At 41.6% G+C, this 17,776-nt stretch carries 33 protein-coding genes; all 33 read right to left on the reverse strand.

What is annotated here, in order from left to right:
* Positions 1–2: 2 nt before the first annotated feature.
* Positions 3–317: a hypothetical protein gene (locus IEW67_RS02810; RefSeq protein ID WP_188631541.1), complete on the reverse strand. Its 315-nt coding sequence runs from the start codon at positions 315–317 to the stop codon at positions 3–5.
* Positions 318–370: 53 nt separating this feature from the next.
* Positions 371–760 carry a tail assembly chaperone gene (locus IEW67_RS02815; protein ID WP_188631542.1) on the reverse strand — a complete coding sequence of 130 codons (390 nt, stop codon included), beginning with the start codon at positions 758–760 and terminating at the stop codon, positions 371–373.
* Positions 761–811: 51 nt separating this feature from the next.
* On the reverse strand, positions 812–1,390 hold the full coding sequence (locus tag IEW67_RS02820; RefSeq protein WP_188631543.1) for a phage major tail protein, TP901-1 family: 579 nt from the start codon (positions 1,388–1,390) through the stop codon (positions 812–814).
* 11 nt (positions 1,391–1,401) lie between these two features.
* Positions 1,402–1,785 carry a hypothetical protein gene (locus IEW67_RS02825; protein ID WP_188631544.1) on the reverse strand — a complete coding sequence of 128 codons (384 nt, stop codon included), beginning with the start codon at positions 1,783–1,785 and terminating at the stop codon, positions 1,402–1,404.
* Entirely contained in the window at positions 1,786–2,133 is a 348-nt protein-coding gene (locus IEW67_RS02830; RefSeq protein WP_188631545.1) for an HK97-gp10 family putative phage morphogenesis protein, read from the reverse strand.
* Positions 2,124–2,435, reverse strand: a complete 312-nt coding sequence (locus tag IEW67_RS02835; protein WP_188631546.1) for a hypothetical protein — start codon at positions 2,433–2,435, stop codon at positions 2,124–2,126. Before IEW67_RS02835 ends, IEW67_RS02830 begins: the two co-directional genes overlap by 10 nt.
* Positions 2,435–2,767 carry a phage head-tail connector protein gene (locus IEW67_RS02840; RefSeq protein WP_188631547.1) on the reverse strand — a complete coding sequence of 111 codons (333 nt, stop codon included), beginning with the start codon at positions 2,765–2,767 and terminating at the stop codon, positions 2,435–2,437. The genes IEW67_RS02835 and IEW67_RS02840 overlap by 1 nt, the downstream gene beginning before the upstream one ends.
* 79 nt (positions 2,768–2,846) lie before the next feature.
* Positions 2,847–3,875, reverse strand: coding sequence for a hypothetical protein (locus IEW67_RS18445; RefSeq protein WP_188631548.1), 1,029 nt, complete (start codon positions 3,873–3,875; stop codon positions 2,847–2,849).
* 3 nt (positions 3,876–3,878) lie between these two features.
* Positions 3,879–4,889 carry a major capsid protein gene (locus tag IEW67_RS02850; RefSeq protein WP_188631549.1) on the reverse strand — a complete coding sequence of 337 codons (1,011 nt, stop codon included), beginning with the start codon at positions 4,887–4,889 and terminating at the stop codon, positions 3,879–3,881.
* A 21-nt stretch (positions 4,890–4,910) separates the two neighbouring features.
* Complete coding sequence (locus IEW67_RS02855; RefSeq protein ID WP_188631550.1) at positions 4,911–5,624, reverse strand: capsid assembly scaffolding protein Gp46 family protein; 714 nt, start codon at positions 5,622–5,624, stop codon at positions 4,911–4,913.
* A 196-nt stretch (positions 5,625–5,820) separates the two neighbouring features.
* Entirely contained in the window at positions 5,821–6,042 is a 222-nt protein-coding gene (locus IEW67_RS02860; protein WP_188631551.1) for a hypothetical protein, read from the reverse strand.
* Positions 6,043–6,101: 59 nt separating this feature from the next.
* On the reverse strand, positions 6,102–6,281 hold the full coding sequence (locus IEW67_RS02865) for a hypothetical protein (RefSeq protein ID WP_188631552.1): 180 nt from the start codon (positions 6,279–6,281) through the stop codon (positions 6,102–6,104).
* Between the two features lie 22 nt (positions 6,282–6,303).
* Positions 6,304–6,471, reverse strand: a complete 168-nt coding sequence (locus tag IEW67_RS02870) for a hypothetical protein (RefSeq protein WP_188631553.1) — start codon at positions 6,469–6,471, stop codon at positions 6,304–6,306.
* Positions 6,472–6,481: 10 nt separating this feature from the next.
* On the reverse strand, positions 6,482–7,429 hold the full coding sequence (locus IEW67_RS02875) for a minor capsid protein (RefSeq protein ID WP_188631554.1): 948 nt from the start codon (positions 7,427–7,429) through the stop codon (positions 6,482–6,484).
* Positions 7,429–8,826, reverse strand: a complete 1,398-nt coding sequence (locus IEW67_RS02880) for a phage portal protein (RefSeq protein ID WP_188631555.1) — start codon at positions 8,824–8,826, stop codon at positions 7,429–7,431. Before IEW67_RS02880 ends, IEW67_RS02875 begins: the two co-directional genes overlap by 1 nt.
* Before the next feature lie 205 nt (positions 8,827–9,031).
* Positions 9,032–10,318 (reverse strand): PBSX family phage terminase large subunit, encoded by a 1,287-nt coding sequence (locus IEW67_RS02885; protein WP_188631556.1) that lies wholly within the window; start codon positions 10,316–10,318, stop codon positions 9,032–9,034.
* Complete coding sequence (locus IEW67_RS02890; RefSeq protein ID WP_229671650.1) at positions 10,308–10,748, reverse strand: terminase small subunit; 441 nt, start codon at positions 10,746–10,748, stop codon at positions 10,308–10,310. The genes IEW67_RS02885 and IEW67_RS02890 overlap by 11 nt, the downstream gene beginning before the upstream one ends.
* 257 nt (positions 10,749–11,005) lie before the next feature.
* Positions 11,006–11,335, reverse strand: coding sequence for a hypothetical protein (locus tag IEW67_RS02895; RefSeq protein WP_188631557.1), 330 nt, complete (start codon positions 11,333–11,335; stop codon positions 11,006–11,008).
* Between the two features lie 29 nt (positions 11,336–11,364).
* Positions 11,365–11,799: a hypothetical protein gene (locus tag IEW67_RS02900; protein ID WP_188631558.1), complete on the reverse strand. Its 435-nt coding sequence runs from the start codon at positions 11,797–11,799 to the stop codon at positions 11,365–11,367.
* A gap of 4 nt (positions 11,800–11,803) precedes the next feature.
* A complete protein-coding gene (locus tag IEW67_RS02905) occupies positions 11,804–12,715 on the reverse strand; it encodes an HNH endonuclease (RefSeq protein ID WP_188631559.1) in 912 nt (303 codons plus the stop codon).
* Positions 12,716–12,875: 160 nt separating this feature from the next.
* Positions 12,876–13,112 carry a hypothetical protein gene (locus IEW67_RS02910; RefSeq protein ID WP_188631560.1) on the reverse strand — a complete coding sequence of 79 codons (237 nt, stop codon included), beginning with the start codon at positions 13,110–13,112 and terminating at the stop codon, positions 12,876–12,878.
* Positions 13,113–13,170: 58 nt separating this feature from the next.
* Positions 13,171–13,644, reverse strand: a complete 474-nt coding sequence (locus IEW67_RS02915) for a dUTP diphosphatase (protein WP_188631561.1) — start codon at positions 13,642–13,644, stop codon at positions 13,171–13,173.
* Between the two features lie 90 nt (positions 13,645–13,734).
* On the reverse strand, positions 13,735–14,076 hold the full coding sequence (locus tag IEW67_RS02920; protein ID WP_188631562.1) for a YosH family protein: 342 nt from the start codon (positions 14,074–14,076) through the stop codon (positions 13,735–13,737).
* Between the two features lie 73 nt (positions 14,077–14,149).
* Positions 14,150–14,374 (reverse strand): hypothetical protein, encoded by a 225-nt coding sequence (locus IEW67_RS02925; RefSeq protein WP_188631563.1) that lies wholly within the window; start codon positions 14,372–14,374, stop codon positions 14,150–14,152.
* A complete protein-coding gene (locus IEW67_RS02930; RefSeq protein ID WP_188631564.1) occupies positions 14,371–14,592 on the reverse strand; it encodes a hypothetical protein in 222 nt (73 codons plus the stop codon). The genes IEW67_RS02925 and IEW67_RS02930 overlap by 4 nt, the downstream gene beginning before the upstream one ends.
* Positions 14,589–15,074 (reverse strand): hypothetical protein, encoded by a 486-nt coding sequence (locus tag IEW67_RS02935; RefSeq protein ID WP_188631565.1) that lies wholly within the window; start codon positions 15,072–15,074, stop codon positions 14,589–14,591. Before IEW67_RS02935 ends, IEW67_RS02930 begins: the two co-directional genes overlap by 4 nt.
* A 106-nt stretch (positions 15,075–15,180) precedes the next feature.
* Positions 15,181–15,468: a DNA-entry nuclease gene (locus IEW67_RS02940; RefSeq protein ID WP_188631566.1), complete on the reverse strand. Its 288-nt coding sequence runs from the start codon at positions 15,466–15,468 to the stop codon at positions 15,181–15,183.
* 133 nt (positions 15,469–15,601) lie between these two features.
* Positions 15,602–15,745, reverse strand: a complete 144-nt coding sequence (locus tag IEW67_RS02945) for a hypothetical protein (protein ID WP_188631567.1) — start codon at positions 15,743–15,745, stop codon at positions 15,602–15,604.
* 1 nt (position 15,746) lies between these two features.
* The gene (locus IEW67_RS02950) at positions 15,747–16,112 is read right to left on the reverse strand and encodes a hypothetical protein (RefSeq protein ID WP_188631568.1); all 366 of its coding nucleotides are present in this window, start codon (positions 16,110–16,112) and stop codon (positions 15,747–15,749) included.
* Between the two features lie 115 nt (positions 16,113–16,227).
* Positions 16,228–16,497, reverse strand: coding sequence for a hypothetical protein (locus IEW67_RS02955; RefSeq protein ID WP_188631569.1), 270 nt, complete (start codon positions 16,495–16,497; stop codon positions 16,228–16,230).
* A complete protein-coding gene (locus IEW67_RS02960; RefSeq protein ID WP_188631570.1) occupies positions 16,498–16,914 on the reverse strand; it encodes a RusA family crossover junction endodeoxyribonuclease in 417 nt (138 codons plus the stop codon). It abuts the gene before it with no gap.
* A 26-nt stretch (positions 16,915–16,940) separates the two neighbouring features.
* Positions 16,941–17,372: a single-stranded DNA-binding protein gene (ssb, locus tag IEW67_RS02965; RefSeq protein WP_188631571.1), complete on the reverse strand. Its 432-nt coding sequence runs from the start codon at positions 17,370–17,372 to the stop codon at positions 16,941–16,943.
* On the reverse strand, positions 17,373–17,696 hold the full coding sequence (locus IEW67_RS02970; RefSeq protein WP_188631572.1) for a hypothetical protein: 324 nt from the start codon (positions 17,694–17,696) through the stop codon (positions 17,373–17,375).
* Between the last annotated feature and the right edge of the window lie 80 nt (positions 17,697–17,776).

Raw genomic sequence — 17,776 nt, forward strand, 5'->3', positions numbered from 1 at the left:
CCTCACCCCTTTCTGTTTCGTTTTGCAGCTAGTTCAGCAGGGGATAGACTTTTGCTTTCGGGCTTTTTCTCTTCCTGCCTTGTAAAACCTTCGCTCACTTCTCTCAACGCTTTCTCATAATCAAAGAAATCTTTAAAATCCTTGAATACATATTCCTCTCTCGGCTTCTTTTCTGTCCCTTTATTTTCTGTGGCGGATGCGTTACGGTTCAGAAATGCAGACAAGTGCATGTTGTACAGTTCATCGACTTCTTTATAATCCTGTGCGTAGCGTTTGTAGTGGAATTCTGTCAGCGTCATCATTTCTGCATCACGCAATCGATCTATACCTTCAAACTTACGCAAGGCTTCAATGATGATTTCGTTGTATGTTAACCCTCTTCCTTCACCGCTTGAATTGTCTGACCCGCTTCCTTCTCCTTCGTTTCGTCCGGTACGAGGTTTCGGGTCATAGGTCGCTTCCCCAATTCTTCAATGATTTGTTCACCAAATGCTTCAAAGCCTTCATTTTCAGCAATACTGTCCAACACCTGTTCCAGATCCTCATAGGTTTTAGGGGCTTTTTTATCGTGTGAAGAGGCTGCTTTAATTACCTTTGACAGTCCGATAATATTACCGGATTGTAGTTTCGGCACTAGCATTTCAAGACCTTCGCCAAGATTAGCGCCCTCGATTTCAAAACCTAATGCTTTATCAATTTCAGTTAATGTGCGCAGGCCGAATGATAGCTCAATTTCGCGGCCATTAAAGTTAATATGCATATATTAATCCTCCTGTTCATAAGTAAAAGAGCAGACTTTCTAAGCCTGCTCTTATGCCACTGTGGTTGTTGTAGTGGTGGAAGTGTCTCCGTCTGCCAGCCCATCATCTGCCGGGTCAGATTCCAGTACATCGTGGAATACATACGACAGAGTCTCCAGGTCGCCTTCCGGTAAAGTGACGCGGCCTTTTTGCCGCCTGCCATACGCTAGAAATGTGCCGGAAATTTCAGGATTGTCTTCTGATCCGTCTGTAGTTTCCCATTCTGTAACATACCCCTGCCGATATTCAGCGCCAAATGTCGGGTCGCCCGATCCGCTATCTTCTTTGTCAGACAAGTCAACCTCCCACATTTCTACCGGATATCCGTCCGGTTCTTCATCAGTTCCGTAAATAGAATCGTCCAGCATCTCAAATGTCGGATCGTCAGTTGATTGAAGCGCTGTGATGCTGATTTCATCCTCTAAAGCCGCTGAGCCTTGAACATTACCATCTTTCGTCGGCGTGGATTCCCTGTCACGGGAAGCTGCTTTTGAGTGTTCTGTCTGAAAAACCAGTTTAGCCGCTTGCGCCGCTTCACCGAGTTTGCGAAAATATAATACTTTGTGTACGCCATTTGCAATTTCAGGCATTTCATAACCTCCTAATAAATTCTGTATTCTGCCGTAATAATGCTGTGCAATAAATCGTCGTCTGTGCTGTTATCGTAAATCGTGTTGGCATTAAGTGTACTGTATTTCAAATAATAGTTTTCTAGCTTTGAGAGCTTCCTTAAAGCCATTTTCAGCGCGTAAACCATACTGGAATGTTCAGCCCGATTGTTTGCATAGCCCCACACATGAATTGTTTGGGCCAGTGTACCGGTGATGACTTGTTTATTATCTACCACATCGTCTTCTGTTGTCTCTGCTACATGAACAAAAGGGTATGCTGTCTCAGCATTGGGGAGATAATCATACGTATCGTACCCCAGTGCCAGTGATGCACTGAAAATAGCGTTGTATAGCTGTATATCAGGTGCTTGCATTTACTTCACCAACCTGTCCAAGTCAGCCAGAAACTGTTTCCTTTGCTGATTATAAGCGTCAAATAAAAATAGGGTACCGCTCATAAAGCGTGTTCCCCATTCGATAAATCCACTGTGTCCGGACTTGGATAACGTTGTATATTGCATTTTGCCCGTTTTCTTTGTTTCTAAGTTGCGGACAGTGAAACCTGTAGCATAGCCTTTATTGAACCGCTGCTGACCGTTCTTTTTTGCCTGTCCTGTCATTTCAATCGTGTTATTCCTTGTGATTGTGTCGACATCATCTTCTATTTCATCGTCCATGCGATCCAGTTTTGCCAGCAACGCATCCAGTCCGTCTAAGTCCATTCTGACACCCCTTCCAGATAAAAAACGCTCTCTGACCTATGAGGAACGTGCCTGAGAATGTTATATTTCTGTTCGCCAATCTTGGCTTTTTCAGCAGTGTCTTTATACGGCCGCTGCAGTCTTGCTGTCGCTACTTTATGCTTATATGAACCAAACACCGCCTCGGTCTTCTCCAGGCTGACAGCAGACACGTGAGCAGGCAATGTGACGCCCTCATCAACACGGACACCGTTCTTCCCTGTCTCCGGGTCATAGCCTCTACCTGTTATTTTGTGCAGGGTTATCCTGTCTGAATATCGCATCAGAAGAACATCACCTTTCCAGCGCCGTCATTTTTAGGAATGTACGTTTCTAGGATTGATAGGTAAGGTGCGAAATCATCTTCAGTGAACGAGACAGAGTGGCCTTCCACCGACTCAGAGGACATTCCCTCACTGCCTAAACGCTGAAATCGTGCCACTGTCATCTCTTCAACAATGAACTGCAGTTCATCTGGTATTTCTGTCATATCGGCGTGCTGCTTGAGCCACACTTTCAACCGTGATTCAACGTTTTGGATTAATAAATTAATAACATCATCCTGCAGCTGGTCATCAATGCCTAATACAGTTTTGACATTTTCCAAAGTGGCCATGAAGCTCACCTACTTTTCTTTTTTCTTCCTTTTGTTTTGCGGTTTCGTTTCAACCGCATGTCTTTAGTGCCGTTTTTCTTCATGATTCCACTTCCTTAATCAACGGCTTTCCGGCGTTATTATCAGAGGACGTCAGTTCCTTAATACGCGCTTCTTCCACTTTTTTATTGGCTGGTTTCGGATAACGGTCGCCGACAAAATACTCTTTATCGTCATTTTTATCTCTGAAACCGGCTATCACCTCATATTTGGCCATGTCCAAAACCTCCCTTATGGCTTTCACGTACTCATAAGACGCTTTTTCATGATTAACAAAAGACAGATCATCCTGAAACGGTGTACGATTCACGTATTGCCCTTTGAAGAATAAATCCTTGTCTGACTTCTGGACACCTGCATTGTGATAAATTTTCTTGTTGTAGTACGCCTCGATATTGTCCGTCGGCCATGAAAATTCCAGGTCCTCATGTGTCTGTACATCAATTCCAAAATGATAAACATTCCACAGCTGTGACCACATCTCTGCGGTCCATTTCTGTATATCGGTTTGTGATTCACTCAGCAGTTTGTAAAGCGTGATCGAATCCTCATAAACTTTTTTCCAATATTCATATGACGGATTTTTAATCACCCACTGCGCACCGGCAATTGGCTTGCTCTTTCTAATTAAATGAGAATCAATCCCTATTGCGTGGCACATCTTTTCAATCAACTCAGGGTCTTTACTGTCGATATAGTCATTACCGATATAGCTAGTGCAGTCGGATGCATACCATGTTTTTGCTGTTGGTTTTACATCCGGAGTATCCCGCAGCAGAACATCGCTGTCCATGTAGAAATAGCTGCCGTTTTCACGGTCAGAGTTTTCTTCCAGGTATTTCATCCACAGATAAGGCTTAACAGCAGGAATGTATGATTTATCCCTGTCGCTGTCATTATAGACGTGCACCTCAGCACCCATATCCTCAAAGTATTCAGGGATGCTGTTGTCCCCTTGCGTAAACAAAAGGACAATATCACGCACCCCTAACTTTTGGAGCCTGGTAATACATACTTCCAATTCCCACTTGAATCGATTAATAGCAGGTTGACAAAGTATATACCTCATATATTATGCACTCGTCGTAGTTGTGGTTGTTGACTCTGCTTCTGCAGTGCGGAATTTGAACTTAACAACACGAATAGCTTTTGGATCATAAACACGCTTCCAGTTGCTGCCGTTTGCAAGTTCAGTGTTCGTAGGGAATTCATTTGTGACAGATGATTCAGTCCACTTAACGCCGCGCGGGTGCAAGATGCCGATATTACGGTTTACCAGAAAATCTTCACCGGAAGATGATTTGGAATTCCGGAAAGTTTCTGTCGGCATGATGTCTGGATGCGAACCGTTACCTTTCGCAACAGCTCCGCTGCCGAACAAGTACATAGAGCCGGTTTTATCTGACGTATCATAAGGCATTCCGTCATCCACGATTACACGTTTATTCATAAAAACTGGAATGCGGTCAGACTGATCGGATACCTGTACGTACTCAATCAGGTCGAGTTTTGCAAGATATGCTTCAGCAGCAGAGTGCATCATAACTCCGGTTAATAGGTCCTTCGCGTCTCCCATCTTCTGCCCTGCATCAATAAAGCTGTCGCCGTCCAGCAGCGCGTCTTTACCAGTTTCACCGGTGATATCAAGCACTTTACCGGACATGTTGGAAGCTTTAAAAATACCGTCAAGTGTAGCCAATAGCATGGCCTGATCCTGTCGGTTCCAGTAGCTTGCAACAAGGTCCGCGATAGCACCTGCCGGGTCATCACCGGAAAGTAAAGCGGAAAGTCCGTTAGCTCCCCACATGCGGGCGCGCCCTTGTTTACGTGCAACGTCGCTGCTGGAAGTGATTTTTCCAGCTGTCAGGTCGCCCTGGTCTTTAATGGTTTCTGCATCCCCCGATAGATCGTTCCAAAAAGGCATATTTACAAGCGTATTCGGCCCACTTGCCAATTGATCGAATTCACTGTTGTTTTCGATGATTCCGCTTTGAATTAAAGCAGATTTTTGCGTAGACCTGTGAATAACATAGTCGTTAAATACTTCCGGTTGAATTACATCTCCAATACGTGTTACTGGCATTTCTCATCATCCTTTTTCTTTTTATTTGGCTGCTGCCTTCAATTGTTTATATTTCTCCGGATCTTCTTTATAGAGCCGGGTTTGTTCAGTCAGATTGAAATGATCTTTGCTGAACGGATTCTTGAAATCTGTACCGCCGCCGACTTTTGGCGTATCCTGTCGCAGCTGTTCTTTCACTTGAGCATTGACCGCTTCATCGAACGTTTTCTTAATGCTTTTGATTGACTCTTTAATTTTTTCGTTATCTTCAAGCGCAACAAGTGAATGCGCAAAATCGACAGGCAGGCTATTTTCTTTCAAATCTGCTTCAACTTCTGATGTAAGCTGTCGCATATTCAGCTCACGTTCTTTTTCTTCCAATTTTTCCATGCGTTTCTCGTAATCTTTTTCCTGTTGTTGCTGTTTAGTGAGCTTGGCGTATTCCTCACCTTGTTTTTTGGCATTTTCTTCGATAGTCTCTTTTTCCTGGTCGAATTTCTTCTGCTGATTTTTGAGCGCGGTGTCAACAGCTTTACTGATTGCTGAGTCCAGTTCAGATCGCGTAAAGGTGTCCTTTTTATCCGGGTCTTTATCATCCGGATTATCCGGGTCATCACTTTTGTCGTTGTCTGGTTTATTGTCCGGATCATCGTCCGGATTGTCGTCACCATCAGCGAAAAACTGCAGGTTTAACGGCAGTAGTTTATTTTTCTTGAAAAAATCCGAGTCTAATACATTTATAGCTTCATTCGTCATTTTAAATTTTCCTCCCATCCAGTCCTTAACGTTTAACTTTTCCGCACATAATAAAAAAGCCCCTGACAGTCAATAAGCCCATCAAGTGCTTTTCCTTATGGTTGTATTCAGTTAGTCGATAAAGCCCGGGTAGTATGTTTTATAATTGCGCCATACTTGTTCTTTAATGTCTGCAAGTATGGAAAAAGACAGGTTGCTAAGATATTCCTTTTGCCCGTTTTTCAATCTTCTTTTCTAACTTACTGGCAACCTGGTTTATTTGAATCAATTCTTCTAATTCAGCCAGTTTTTTGCTACGCTTTTTCAATATTTTTGTTCGCAGATATTCGTTATACACTGACCAAGTAAAATAAATGAATATGACAACGCAAGTTGCGAAAAATACGTATGTCGAAAGTTCAAGCATCGTACCGATCATCAAATCACCGCCCTTTCACACTGCTTTACCTGCAGCTGGCAGATGTGGATCACCTCTTGTCATTTATGCGGTACAGTCTTTCCATCCGGCGGTTTCCTTCTGTACGATTGCCGCCGCAGCACTTCTTCTTTGGTGAGTTTTGCCTTCTCGGTTGTTGGTTTCTGTTTATCTTTGTTTTGCAGCTCTTTCAAGATAAGTTTCAAGGTGCGGTCAATGGATTTGAGCAGTTTGTCGTCCATAAAAGACCTCCTGTAAAAGGGATTATATACCTAAATGCCTTTTCATTTCTTTGACATAATCTTCATAGTCTTTATTAAGCTTGTCTTCTTCTCCAGGATCCGTAGATCGTTCATGAATCGCCATCATTTCTGATTCGTGATACGCATCCAACACTTCTTTAAAAAGTTCGTAAGCTTTTTCTTTATCCATGCGGTCACTCCTATAAAGTGTATTTGCCTTCCCGTTCAGCAAAGAAATCCTCGCGCCATTCACCTAAACTTAATACCGTGCTTGACCTGCAGTGTGGATGTAGAGGTGGTGCATTAATGCCGGGTTTCATGTCTGACACTTTAAATGTTTCACCGTTCAAGTTCCTGCACCGTCTGCTTGTCCGGTGGTCCATCATGGCCACAAATTCATAGTGCAGCTCCTCGCCATCCCCCGCTAGTGCTTCATACGATAGCTTTTGTGACTCGACTTGCACCCTGGCAGTTTCGGTGATTAATAGCCTTCTAGCTTCATAGGCGCCTACGTCAAAGCGTTCTCGGATTCTTGGTACAAATCTATCAGGATGAACACCTCTGATAATACTGCTGTTGATGATTTCATCCAATTCACTACGTAATTTTTCCATATCGCCCCATATACGAGTTGACCAGGTGGCACCATGAAATGAAGCGCCGACAAGCGACTGTAATGTTGCCTGGCTGATTGCCATGTTAACGCCTAAAATGCCGGCCTGTCTTGCCACTTCATCAATTCCTGCCTGCTCCAGGTAGGACTGGAACGTCTTGACCTGATCGTCTGCCATAGCGACAAGATGTGCATTCAGGTGCATCATGAGAAGCTCCTGCCTGTTGATGTACATTTTCGTGTTATAAGTGGACAGCTCGCGATTGGCTTTATCGCTGAAATTCTTTTCTCTGACATACCGTGCTGCAGTTTCTTGAAAGTCTTGCACATCCATCTGTGAGACACGCTGTTTAGCTTCTGCTTTAGTCAACTTATTCCGTTTTGCGTATTTCTCCCAAAACGCCTGAATATCTTCTTCTGCTGCTTCCATAGCCACGTTAATGATGCGGCGCAGCTCTTTAATAACTTCCTCGTCCTTCATCTGCTCACGTGATATGTTTTCGCGTTCGCGCTCGATCCAGTATTCGCTTGCCATTAGCTTTCAACATCCATATAACTTGATGCCTGCCTGGTTCGCTCACGTTCTGCTGCAAGCCTCTTCTGTTCTTCCTCAATGTCAACTTCAAACGGGTACTGTTCCAGTTTCGTTTCGTTTGACACTTCCCCGCCCAGGCTATTGAATATATCAACCTGTTCTTTTGTGTTTTTTGGGAAGTTAGGCGTGAACTCGATCATAATGTTTTCCAGAGCACCGGCCGGTAATTCGGAGCCGGTGGCAGACACATTATTAATTAATCGGTACCTGTTACGCATTGACCGCTTGAAATAGCGCTCTTTGGTTGCCCGGATCTGTTCCAGCCCAAACAGCTTGTACTTCATCGCCTCACCGGTTTGCTGTCCGGCAAAATTTTCATCGTTCATGTCCGGCGTGTTTGTGAATTTATGGATGTCAGACTCGATTCTTGTTTTATACGCTTCGCTGCCGCTGACATCGTATTGCTTATAGATATAGTCCGCTTCAACGTTTTGTTCCTTGCCGTCCTGATCTGTTCCGGGCTTCAGGAAAATAATGTTGCTTTCTTTCATTTCCTTTGCTTCATCAGTGCCCAATTCGACATCGCCGATAATCTTGAGCATGGCATCATTTAAGTCTGTCATGTAGTTAGCTGTATCTGATTGCGCAGCGTCATATAAATCAATCAAATCCAACACGTTTTCATAGTCGCCTTGCCGGAATCTATTATTCTGGTACTCAATGATTGGTACGCCGCCGAAATAGTGTTTTTCTTCTTTTTCCAGGCTGTACTCAGCTGTGTCTGAAGCAGCGTGATAGGTATTTATTCTGTTAGGTGTATATAGCTCAACAATCAGCCTGCTCTCATCTGCAACCTGCTGTGTTCGGTACCTGACACCTGCAATAGGTTTCTGTTCGACAGTATCGTCATGGATGATAAAAGTGTCCAGCGGCGACAGTAGAATAAAACGGTTCTGGTCATTCTGGTCTCTGAAAACCAATTCATAAGCCCGGCCGTAAACTGAGCAGTCAAGCGTCAATTCACTGTTCAAAGCATCTGCTTCATTCGTGTCGTTCAGTTCTTTGACAATTTGCTGTACATTCTCATCTTCATGCGTAACCTTGATTGGGTTGCCAGTAAGGTAGCCTACCACAAACTGACTGACATACCTTGCGTGATTATGTGCAGCGCGGTGATCGGCCATATGTTCTTCTTTCCGGCGTTTCCGCTGCAGAATAGTCCGGTTATATCCCAGGTAATAATCATCAAGCTCACTCAGCCGGGGCACTTGATTCGATTGATGGTGATTCACAAAATCCGCTAAGTCTTTCGTATTTTCCAGCAATGTCTCAATATCTGGATAGGTGTATACTTTATTAGCTTCCGGATCGAATCGTCTTTTAGTCTCTTTTGCCATTATTTACACCTCCAGTTTTTATGCATTATTTATGCAAATTTATCGTTGACAATCGCCTTACAAAAAGCGTCAAATCAGCAATGTATAAAATATTTATAAATTATAAATTAACAGCTTATGAAAAACCTTCATTTCTTGCTTGTTGTGACTTTTAGTAAGTTTACATAATTCATGTTCTGGGAAGCTAATTCGTATAATTATGCATTTACAGTCCAAGGCTCTTTAACGCTTTGTAAGTGTCGTTGTCTTTTGGCTTTTTCAGGTGGAACTGCTCCAGACTGTACCGTAACGCATCAATGATATGGTTATTGGCATCTATTGGCTCATTAAGCCAATTACCTTCTTTGTCCTGGTCAAATGTATACGTGTTGAATTCTTCTATGGTGTGCTCGCAGCTGGGATGAATATACACTTTAAAACCTTGAATAAATAAAATCCCCTGCCTTATACTTCCTGCACCTTTCACCGATGCTCGCAGCCGCCCGACACCTTTATTTCGTAATTCCTGAATCAACCGTTTTTCAGCAGAATCACCTGTGATTGGCGATTCGAGTAATCCTTTTCGCTTCAGCATGTTGTAAATATCAGCTGTCAGCATAGCTTTTTCATAATGCTCGTCATAAATCCAAATTTCTTTATTTTTCAAATCAACCACACTGCTTACTTCCGTTGTGGGGTCGTTCGTATAGCCGTAGTCCATTCCGTGTGCGGTCACTTGTATCTCTTTAATTTTCTGGATCGGGTCAAACTCTTTAACCTCAAAATTCTCGAACACAAGCCCCTCAGCAACGCCCCATTCACCATCTGCAACAATACGGGCGCGCCTTGGATTGGTGCGGTATAAATCCAGATATCTTTGTCTGTCATCGCCATCCAGCCACTCGTTACACCGGAATGTTGTTGTAATGGCAAACGTGTCTCTTTCCCGGGTCTTTTCGTCGAAAAACATCGGCTTGAGCCAGTGCCGTTCAGACCACGGGTTAAATGTCAGCGTAATCTGCTTGAAAAATTCCGGATCGTCATAAGTACCCCGGATAGACTCAACAACAGTCCGTAGCTTATCTTCTGTTTCAATTTGATAAGCCTCTTCTACCCAAACCCATGATAAAATACCGACATCAACCGTTATTGACGTAATTTTCAATTCATCATCCAGACCACGGAATAGTATCTTCTGTCCGGTAGGTTCGTAGGTTATCTCCGGCATGCTTTCGTTAAATTTAAAAAGGTGGGAAACCTTTAACCGGTTGGCCGCCCATTTTAGATCTGTATACGTGGACTGTTTATTCGTATTGGAATACCGCCTGATGACTAGTAAGTTGGCCCATTCATATTTCATAATTCGGTGAATAAAGTTCAAAGCCGTATTCTTGCTCTTTTTGCTACCGCGGCTGCCTTTAACAGCTCGATAAAACTGTTTGTTATGCCAAAACTTATTATAGCCACTGCCGATTGCTTCTCGGACTGATACCCGTGGCTGTTTAATCGTCATCTTCCGGCACATCCTCAACGAAAACCGGCGTAACGTTTTCGACCTGCTGTTTTTCGGTCCACATGACATATCGCTTGCCTAATAACTCGGCTGCTTTGATGCGGTCTTTGGCCGATATGTCTATGTCGTCAATTTCTTGCGCACCCTCACCAATTCCGCGTAATGTCTGTTCTGTCTTTTCGCCACGAAAAACACTCGTCAGGAATTGCAGTATTTCATCCTGATCGGCTATGGACTCTTTTTTAAGTTGTTCCAATCGTTTGTCAATATAGGATCTCACGTTAGCCTTTGTTAGCAGCTTACTACCCGACGCTCTGGCAGCCGCATCCTTTTTCACATTCGGATAAGCAACTTTGTATGACGCCGATATATTCCCCGTCCGGATATATTCGTCCGCAAATCGGTTCTGCTTTTCTGTCATCTTAGCCATATCACATCAGCGCTCCCTCCCACATTCGTTATATAAATCATTTATGTAATCAATTACTTCTTTATCGTCATGCATACCCACTCGCACCCACCCCTTGCGATTTAATCATATGCCCGGCGTTACCCGCTTACTTCGCATCACCGCTACTAAGCATAATCGTTTTGGATATTATATTTTCCCTTTGCACCAAAATTAAAAGACAGCCGGACGCATCCGACTGCCTTGAGTGTATGCCGAAGCGATACACCGCGATTCAGTTATTTTAATTCACCGTTCCCTTGGATTCCTAAGAATATAATGTTTCCACCTTTTGTCATTTCCATTTCACTTATAACACCCGCGCCACTATACCAATTAGAATCATCATCAACGGCTTCTATATCCATTAAGGAACCATTCATTGTCACCTGTATATCAACGTTCTCAGCTTCAATCCACCAATCAATATACGTTTGAACAATGATTCTATCGTTATCGCCAACGTCGAGATATTCTTCTTCCTTAACTAACTTAGCGTTGCCGAATTTGGTTGATTCACCGTCTAGAAATAATTCTGCTAACTTTATCGTTTTCCTTCGATTGCTCATTAGCATATTCCTTTCATGATACTAATATATCATGCTTTGGCAATATTTTCTGTATGTTGTGTGTAGGTTTTAATTCTAGCCCATTTTTCACGTATATATTGATGCGTGTACATCAATTCGTCTGCAATTTCTTGATGTGTTTTATGCTCCACAATGCGTTTGTAAGCAATCTTATAATCTATACCTGACAGCTTCTCCATAAGTATGTCCATGCGTACCTTCGCATATTCCAGATGTTTCAATCTATCTTTGAGTTGATGGTATGAATTTATTTTTTTATCTGTTTGATACAGCGAAGCATTTAGCCCATATTTGTGAGTTCCTTTGCTATCCAATGGGATTCCTTGTTCTTTATCCATATCAACGCCTGTCCAGTACTCGATTTCACGTTTGGTAAATTCAACCTGATCTTTAACCAATTCAATTTCGATAATTAAGTCTGAATAGCTTTTCATGATTTGCACTTAATCACCCTTCCGCCATTGATTTAAGCATGTGGTAACTCTTGTCGTTTTTGTGTACTTCTGCATGACATGAAGCGCACAATAAGGTTAAATTTTTGACTTTATTTTGTCCTCCGTCTGCATAATGCTCTATATGATGATAATGTAACTTCTTGTCCGAACCACAACTGGAACATTTACCTTTGTCTCTACTCCACACAGCTACTTTGACAGGTTTTGGGATTGTTCTACTGTCATAAATCTCTTTTGATTGCCCGTTCATTATTTTCCTTAATTGCTTAATATGATGATTCTTTATTTTCAATTCCCACATATAACATTTTGCTGTATCTTTTGACACTGGACTTTCAGATTCCATTTCTTTTATTCTGGGAACCGTCACCAACATTTTAGACGCTAATTTCTTTCTGCTAATTCTCCGATAATATCTCATGGCAACAAGATCGGTATTCGTTATATTACTAATCTCGCCTTTTTTCTCACCAAATCTAGCATTCAATTTTTCTTCATCATAATCTAAAATCTTACTTTGAGCATCTTCTCTTGCATGTTGCAACTGTTCTTGGTCGTAATAAAATTGACCGTTTCTATATTCGAAATCGACTTCATATAAAGCACATAGTATAAAATCAGGTACTTTGTTTTTGAGTTCAGCCTGCTTTCTTCTGTTATATTCTTCATTGGTTTCTTTTCGTTTTTCATTCCTAATCTTGTTTAATTCCGTTCGTTCCATACCCGTTAACCTCAAACCTTTTGAGACCACAAAGTTATAGTATTCGTTCACTTCAATCCCGTAATAATCTATCATTTCTGCTACTGAAATACATTTTCTATATTCAACTCTTATCATTGAACGCAAATCCTCTTTTGTTAATTCTTCCTTTGTTTTATTAACAAAATCAACCGTCCCAATCATTTTATAACCTCCTGTAAGTTATTCCTGATATAAGCAATGGGGAAAACAAGTCAGGATACTTGCGTTCGGTTCGTCAACCTATTCCCCATACCTATATTATAACATAATGAACGCTGTCATGTCAGTGTTTTAAGGTGTTTTTTCGTCTCACTCAATCACCTCACAGGTACATTTTTCCGTTCATTCTGATTATCTTAAAATATTTTCGTAGTCTTGGAGTCATCTCCCTAATATTTGATTCCGTAACCATCATTGTTGCTTCATATGATTTGTTGAGATGATCTATAGTGCCATCATTTGCTTCTGGCTGTTTTATTTCTAACTCTTGTATTCCTTCCAGTTTTTGTGGTTCACCGCCATCGACAGAAAAATATAATTCTTCACCTTTTTTAATCACTCAATCACCCCTAAAACAAGTAATACAACCACCGCAACGATGATTAGTGCGTAGTCCATCAGTAAGTCCCGGATTCTTGTCTAGCATGGTTCTCCTTATTCTTGTTGTAATATTCATTGATGACATCTTCTTCTGTAAAACCTAGCTGATACCCTAACTTAATTAGATAATTTAAGACCTGCTCGATATTCTTTTCAACGGGTAATCTGGTAATCATGTTGGTTAGGCCGATTGCTAGAATATTTAAGTCATTCTCCCCGGGATCAACATATTCGTAATCGCTCAGCCCTATATCATTAGCGAGTGAAAGAGCAAAGTGGATACTGTCAACATACTCCTCAAGTAATTCATCACGATTTGGCTTTTTGACACTCCAATACTTGAATACCTTACTTTCATTCATACACTCCCACAGTTCACAGATGAGAGCAGAAGCCTTCTGTACACTTAAATTCGATTCTGTCAGTCCGTGCTGTTCTAATATTTTATCGTCAAGTTGTTTTTGTATTGGTCTTAATTGTTCTAGGTTCATTCTGATTCCTCCAAATTTAAGTTTTAAGCCATACTGTGGGCTTATCTATAATAGATAGGTAGTCTAGCCCACAGCGTGCTTTATTTTGCATTAAAGTAAATCGGAATCCACTAATATCAAACTACCTTCCTCGAAACCATTTAAATCTCTTTCCGATTGTGTGACCGATTCATTTTTCCCTGCTTTATGATATATTGCAAGAGCGTGTCTGTACGGTACGTACTTACATTTTGATGCTTTGATTTTATATTGTCTCCGTCTAAATCCCGTCGGATCATCACCACCCGGGAACTCATCTTCAATATCTGCTATGGCATGTTCATACAGCTTTATCGCTTCATCAAATCCGCTCGCTTTAATTAGAGCCTTATACGGATGGTTAAAGTTAAAATACCCTGGTTCTACTCTACTTGTTTCCTGTTTTTCGTTCATAAACACCACTCACCCTTCCTGTGTGCTTTATAAATCTATTTCGAGTAGTTTGGATCATGATAGACTAAAAACATCACACAGACCGTTTATTTTGCCTTATTTGACGTTTAAGACTATTGACCTCAGCTTGCAGTTTCGTATTTTGAATTTCCAGTTGCCGCACAACATCATGATTGCCTTCAATTTGACTGATTTTATCCAATAGACGTGAGGTCTTCATGTTTTCATTTTTATATCGGGCGTGCCATTTTTTGACTTTTTCTTGCAGATCATTTATTTTTTGATCGCGATTGGTCATTGATTATCACCTCGCAGTGCTTGGTTAGCGATAATACACCGATTGGTCAAATCCTCGTAAACTGTCAAATCTAAACGTATAGGTTTAGCTATTTCTTGCAACGCTTCCCGAAAACGTTCATTTTCGGATTCGAGTTGTTTAACACGTTCAATAAGCCATTCGATATTAATCGGCATACCGTTTTTGTAATCATGTTCGATTTGTTCTAGTTTGTTCATTCGTTATCACCTCGCACGGCATCGCTCCTATCTAGGCGTTGTTCGGCAAAGCAGACGACTTCGATATGTCCGGAATCTGGTGTGACATCTGACCCTCGTACATACATACGCCCATTATGTTTATTTGCGAGAATATCACCTATTTTTAACTCCCACACTTCACGTCCATGTTCAGCCCACCATCTCCGATCTTTTTCCGCTGCTATTTCAGATTCGGTTGCGTGTCGAATGACATCGTAACCTTCAAGTGACAAATGTAAATCTTCGCCATGTACATTTCTTACATCAACTGTTAAATATCCGCTATCGATACCCGTTATCACGCCCGTGCATTTGTGTCTTCCGTTATCATGAAACGCAATTACCCATTGACCTTCTTCAAACTCCGGTTCTACTTCATAGCCGATGTAAAGGGCTCGTATTAACGTTTCCGTTCCCATTTCATAATTAGATAAGGGAAAGGAATCTCTATAAAAATCCAAAACATGATCTCAGATAATCTGCGGCTTGTTCCCATTTAATTCAAACAGTTTCCGTTCAATCGCATCTGCTTGCTCCTGCGTAATCTTCACTTTTTCACTCATACACTCACCCCTCCATTTTCCTAAAATGATTATTCCTGTAATGCTCAAACATCTTCGTTTTCTTTAAGCTTAATGCCTTGGTCTGACAAACAGTTTCCGTCTTCCCTAATGCAAACGACAGCGTCCTCGAATCGTCATAATCGAAAAACATACACAGATATTCGAGTTCTTCTTCTGTCCATTTCTGGCCTTGCTTAAAATGAAAATCAGGGTGATACCGCATGCGGTTGAATTTATCGTATTCATACCCATCGACTATCTTGTCAGTCCGTGCATCGACTCGTATTCGCATTCGGCAGCGCTGGCAGATACCTTGTCGTTTTCCGTCACGTTCGTGGCAGTGTTGGCATATCATTTGCCGTCATCTCGCATCCACTTCTCCGGATCATACGCTCTAATCGCTTTAATCAATCGGATTATGCGTTTCAATGTTTGCCCCTCCCGCTGTTACCATTTTGCGGACTGTACACGTAACGTCTGCCGGATACTTCTATCACTGTTGGTTTTTCGCCGCGCATTTTGACCACAGAGACGATGGGACGGTACTTCATACCTTTCCAGAATTTCATGTTATATCACATCCACATCTTCGGTTGATGGTCGCTCCCCTAATTTATCAACAACAGACTTTCTCATTTCAGCTATTTTTCGATCAAAGTTCTCTGTGGACGAAACCCAATTAGCAGTGACTTCACCCATTTTTTTCAAAAACTCCATCGTATCTTTTTTTGTCGTAGTTTGGGCCATGATTGCGGGTGTCATTTTAATATCAAATAACTTAACCCCGGAGATAATGTCAGAAACGTTGACGCTGTCTTCCTTCGGTATAGCGCAAAAATAATATTTCCCTACTTGTATTTCATGGCCAATTGCCGGTATCCACCTATCTCCAGCCAAATAAAAACGTTGTTGTTGATCATTCACTTTTATTTCCATCAAAACCACCCCTTAAATAAATCGTAATATACCCTTTGCCAATAGCTACTCAACTTCCCATCAAAATTTATCGTCGTTGATTGTTTGCGGTATTTGCTGATTTTGAATTTGATTATCATATGCGTCCTTCCAAAGCGTCCAACCAGTGATCTATTTCAGGGTCATCCGTCAGACGGCGTATTTTGTTGGCAATAAATTTCCGCTTTTCCTGCTCTGCCACAAGGTATTTGTAGCCGTCAACCATTTCCTCGCTGCACATAGTCAACCAATCCCTGCCTTCTAATGGATCAAGTGGTTGTCCGTATTTCTGAATACCTTTCCGTTCTTGGGTGTTTGCCATTTCAGCGAATTTTTGTTTTGTGTGTTCTAAATGCGTTAAATCCAATCAAAACACCTCCGTTATTTCGATAATCGCGCACGGGCTGTCTGAGTAATATTTCTCAGCCCATAGACCTACTACCTGACTATCATCTTTGTATATAATGCCATTCAGTGAATCCAAAATAGCCTTACTGTAATTGTCGATGTCTGCTTTAACGATGGGTCGTTCAATTCCATCATTCATAGCCTGTCTGCGCTTCTTTGTTGTGGACTTGGGTATTTGCCTGTAAATCTTTAATTTAACGCCCAGAGCGCTTTCTATTGGCTTATTTGGCGCATGCTGTTTAGCTATCGTTGCTACATACTTTTTATAATCGGCAGAGGGCTTAGGGTCATACATGCGTATGCCCTTCCCCATCTTGACTGCTCTAGGACGAGCTTGTGCTATCGGATCGCCCGGAATGTTTATTTTAATTGTCATGTCGTCAATTCCTTTCAGAATATTCTTTAAAATGGTAAACCCTCATCCGAGATGTCAATTGGTTCTGCTTCGCTTTTCGGGGGATTTTCCGCCCTGCTGAAAGCATTGTTATTGTTTGGTTGATTACTAGATTGATTGTTTTGCCCACCTTTTGATTCAAGGAAAGCGACTTGATCTGCTAATACCTCGGTTACAAAAACGCGCTGACCTTGCTTATTTTCATAATTGCGAGTCTGTAAGCGTCCGTCCACTCCAATTTGATTGCCTTTCGATTGATAGTTCGCTAGGTTTTCAGCTGTTTTTTTGAAGCAAACACAATTAATGAAGTCGGCTTCGTTGTCCTTAGAAAACGCTCTGTTCACCGCGACTGTGAAGTTGCATACAGCAACGCCGTTTTGTGAATATCTAAGTTCAGGATCGCGCACTAATCTTCCGGTAATTATCGTCCTATTAATCATTTAAAAACCTCCCAATATTTGTGGCGCTTTTCTGTTTTGTGTAATCGACTTGAATGTCATATCCTTACCGTTATAATTCATCAATTCCGATTTATCGCACGTTCGGACTTTTTCTGCATAAAACAAATTCTGTGAAGCAATGAACACCGCTTGTTTTTCATTGAACGCATACACATATAGCGATTTTTGTCCATTTTTCAGTTCATAGATGTATGGGTCATATTTGATATTCATCTTCTTTTTGTAAGCTGCCAGTTCTTTGTTCATTCGGATGCTGTGTTTTTCTTTGAAGTACAAATCCAGTTCGTGTGCATCGTCCGACATGCTTACTACTTTCTTTTCAAACACCAGGAACATAATTAAAGCCTGTAAATCTTCGAACTCAAAAGACTGTTCAAATAGTT

It is taken from the genome of Lentibacillus kapialis (assembly GCF_014646635.1).
Classification (GTDB): domain Bacteria; phylum Bacillota; class Bacilli; order Bacillales; family Amphibacillaceae; genus Lentibacillus; species Lentibacillus kapialis.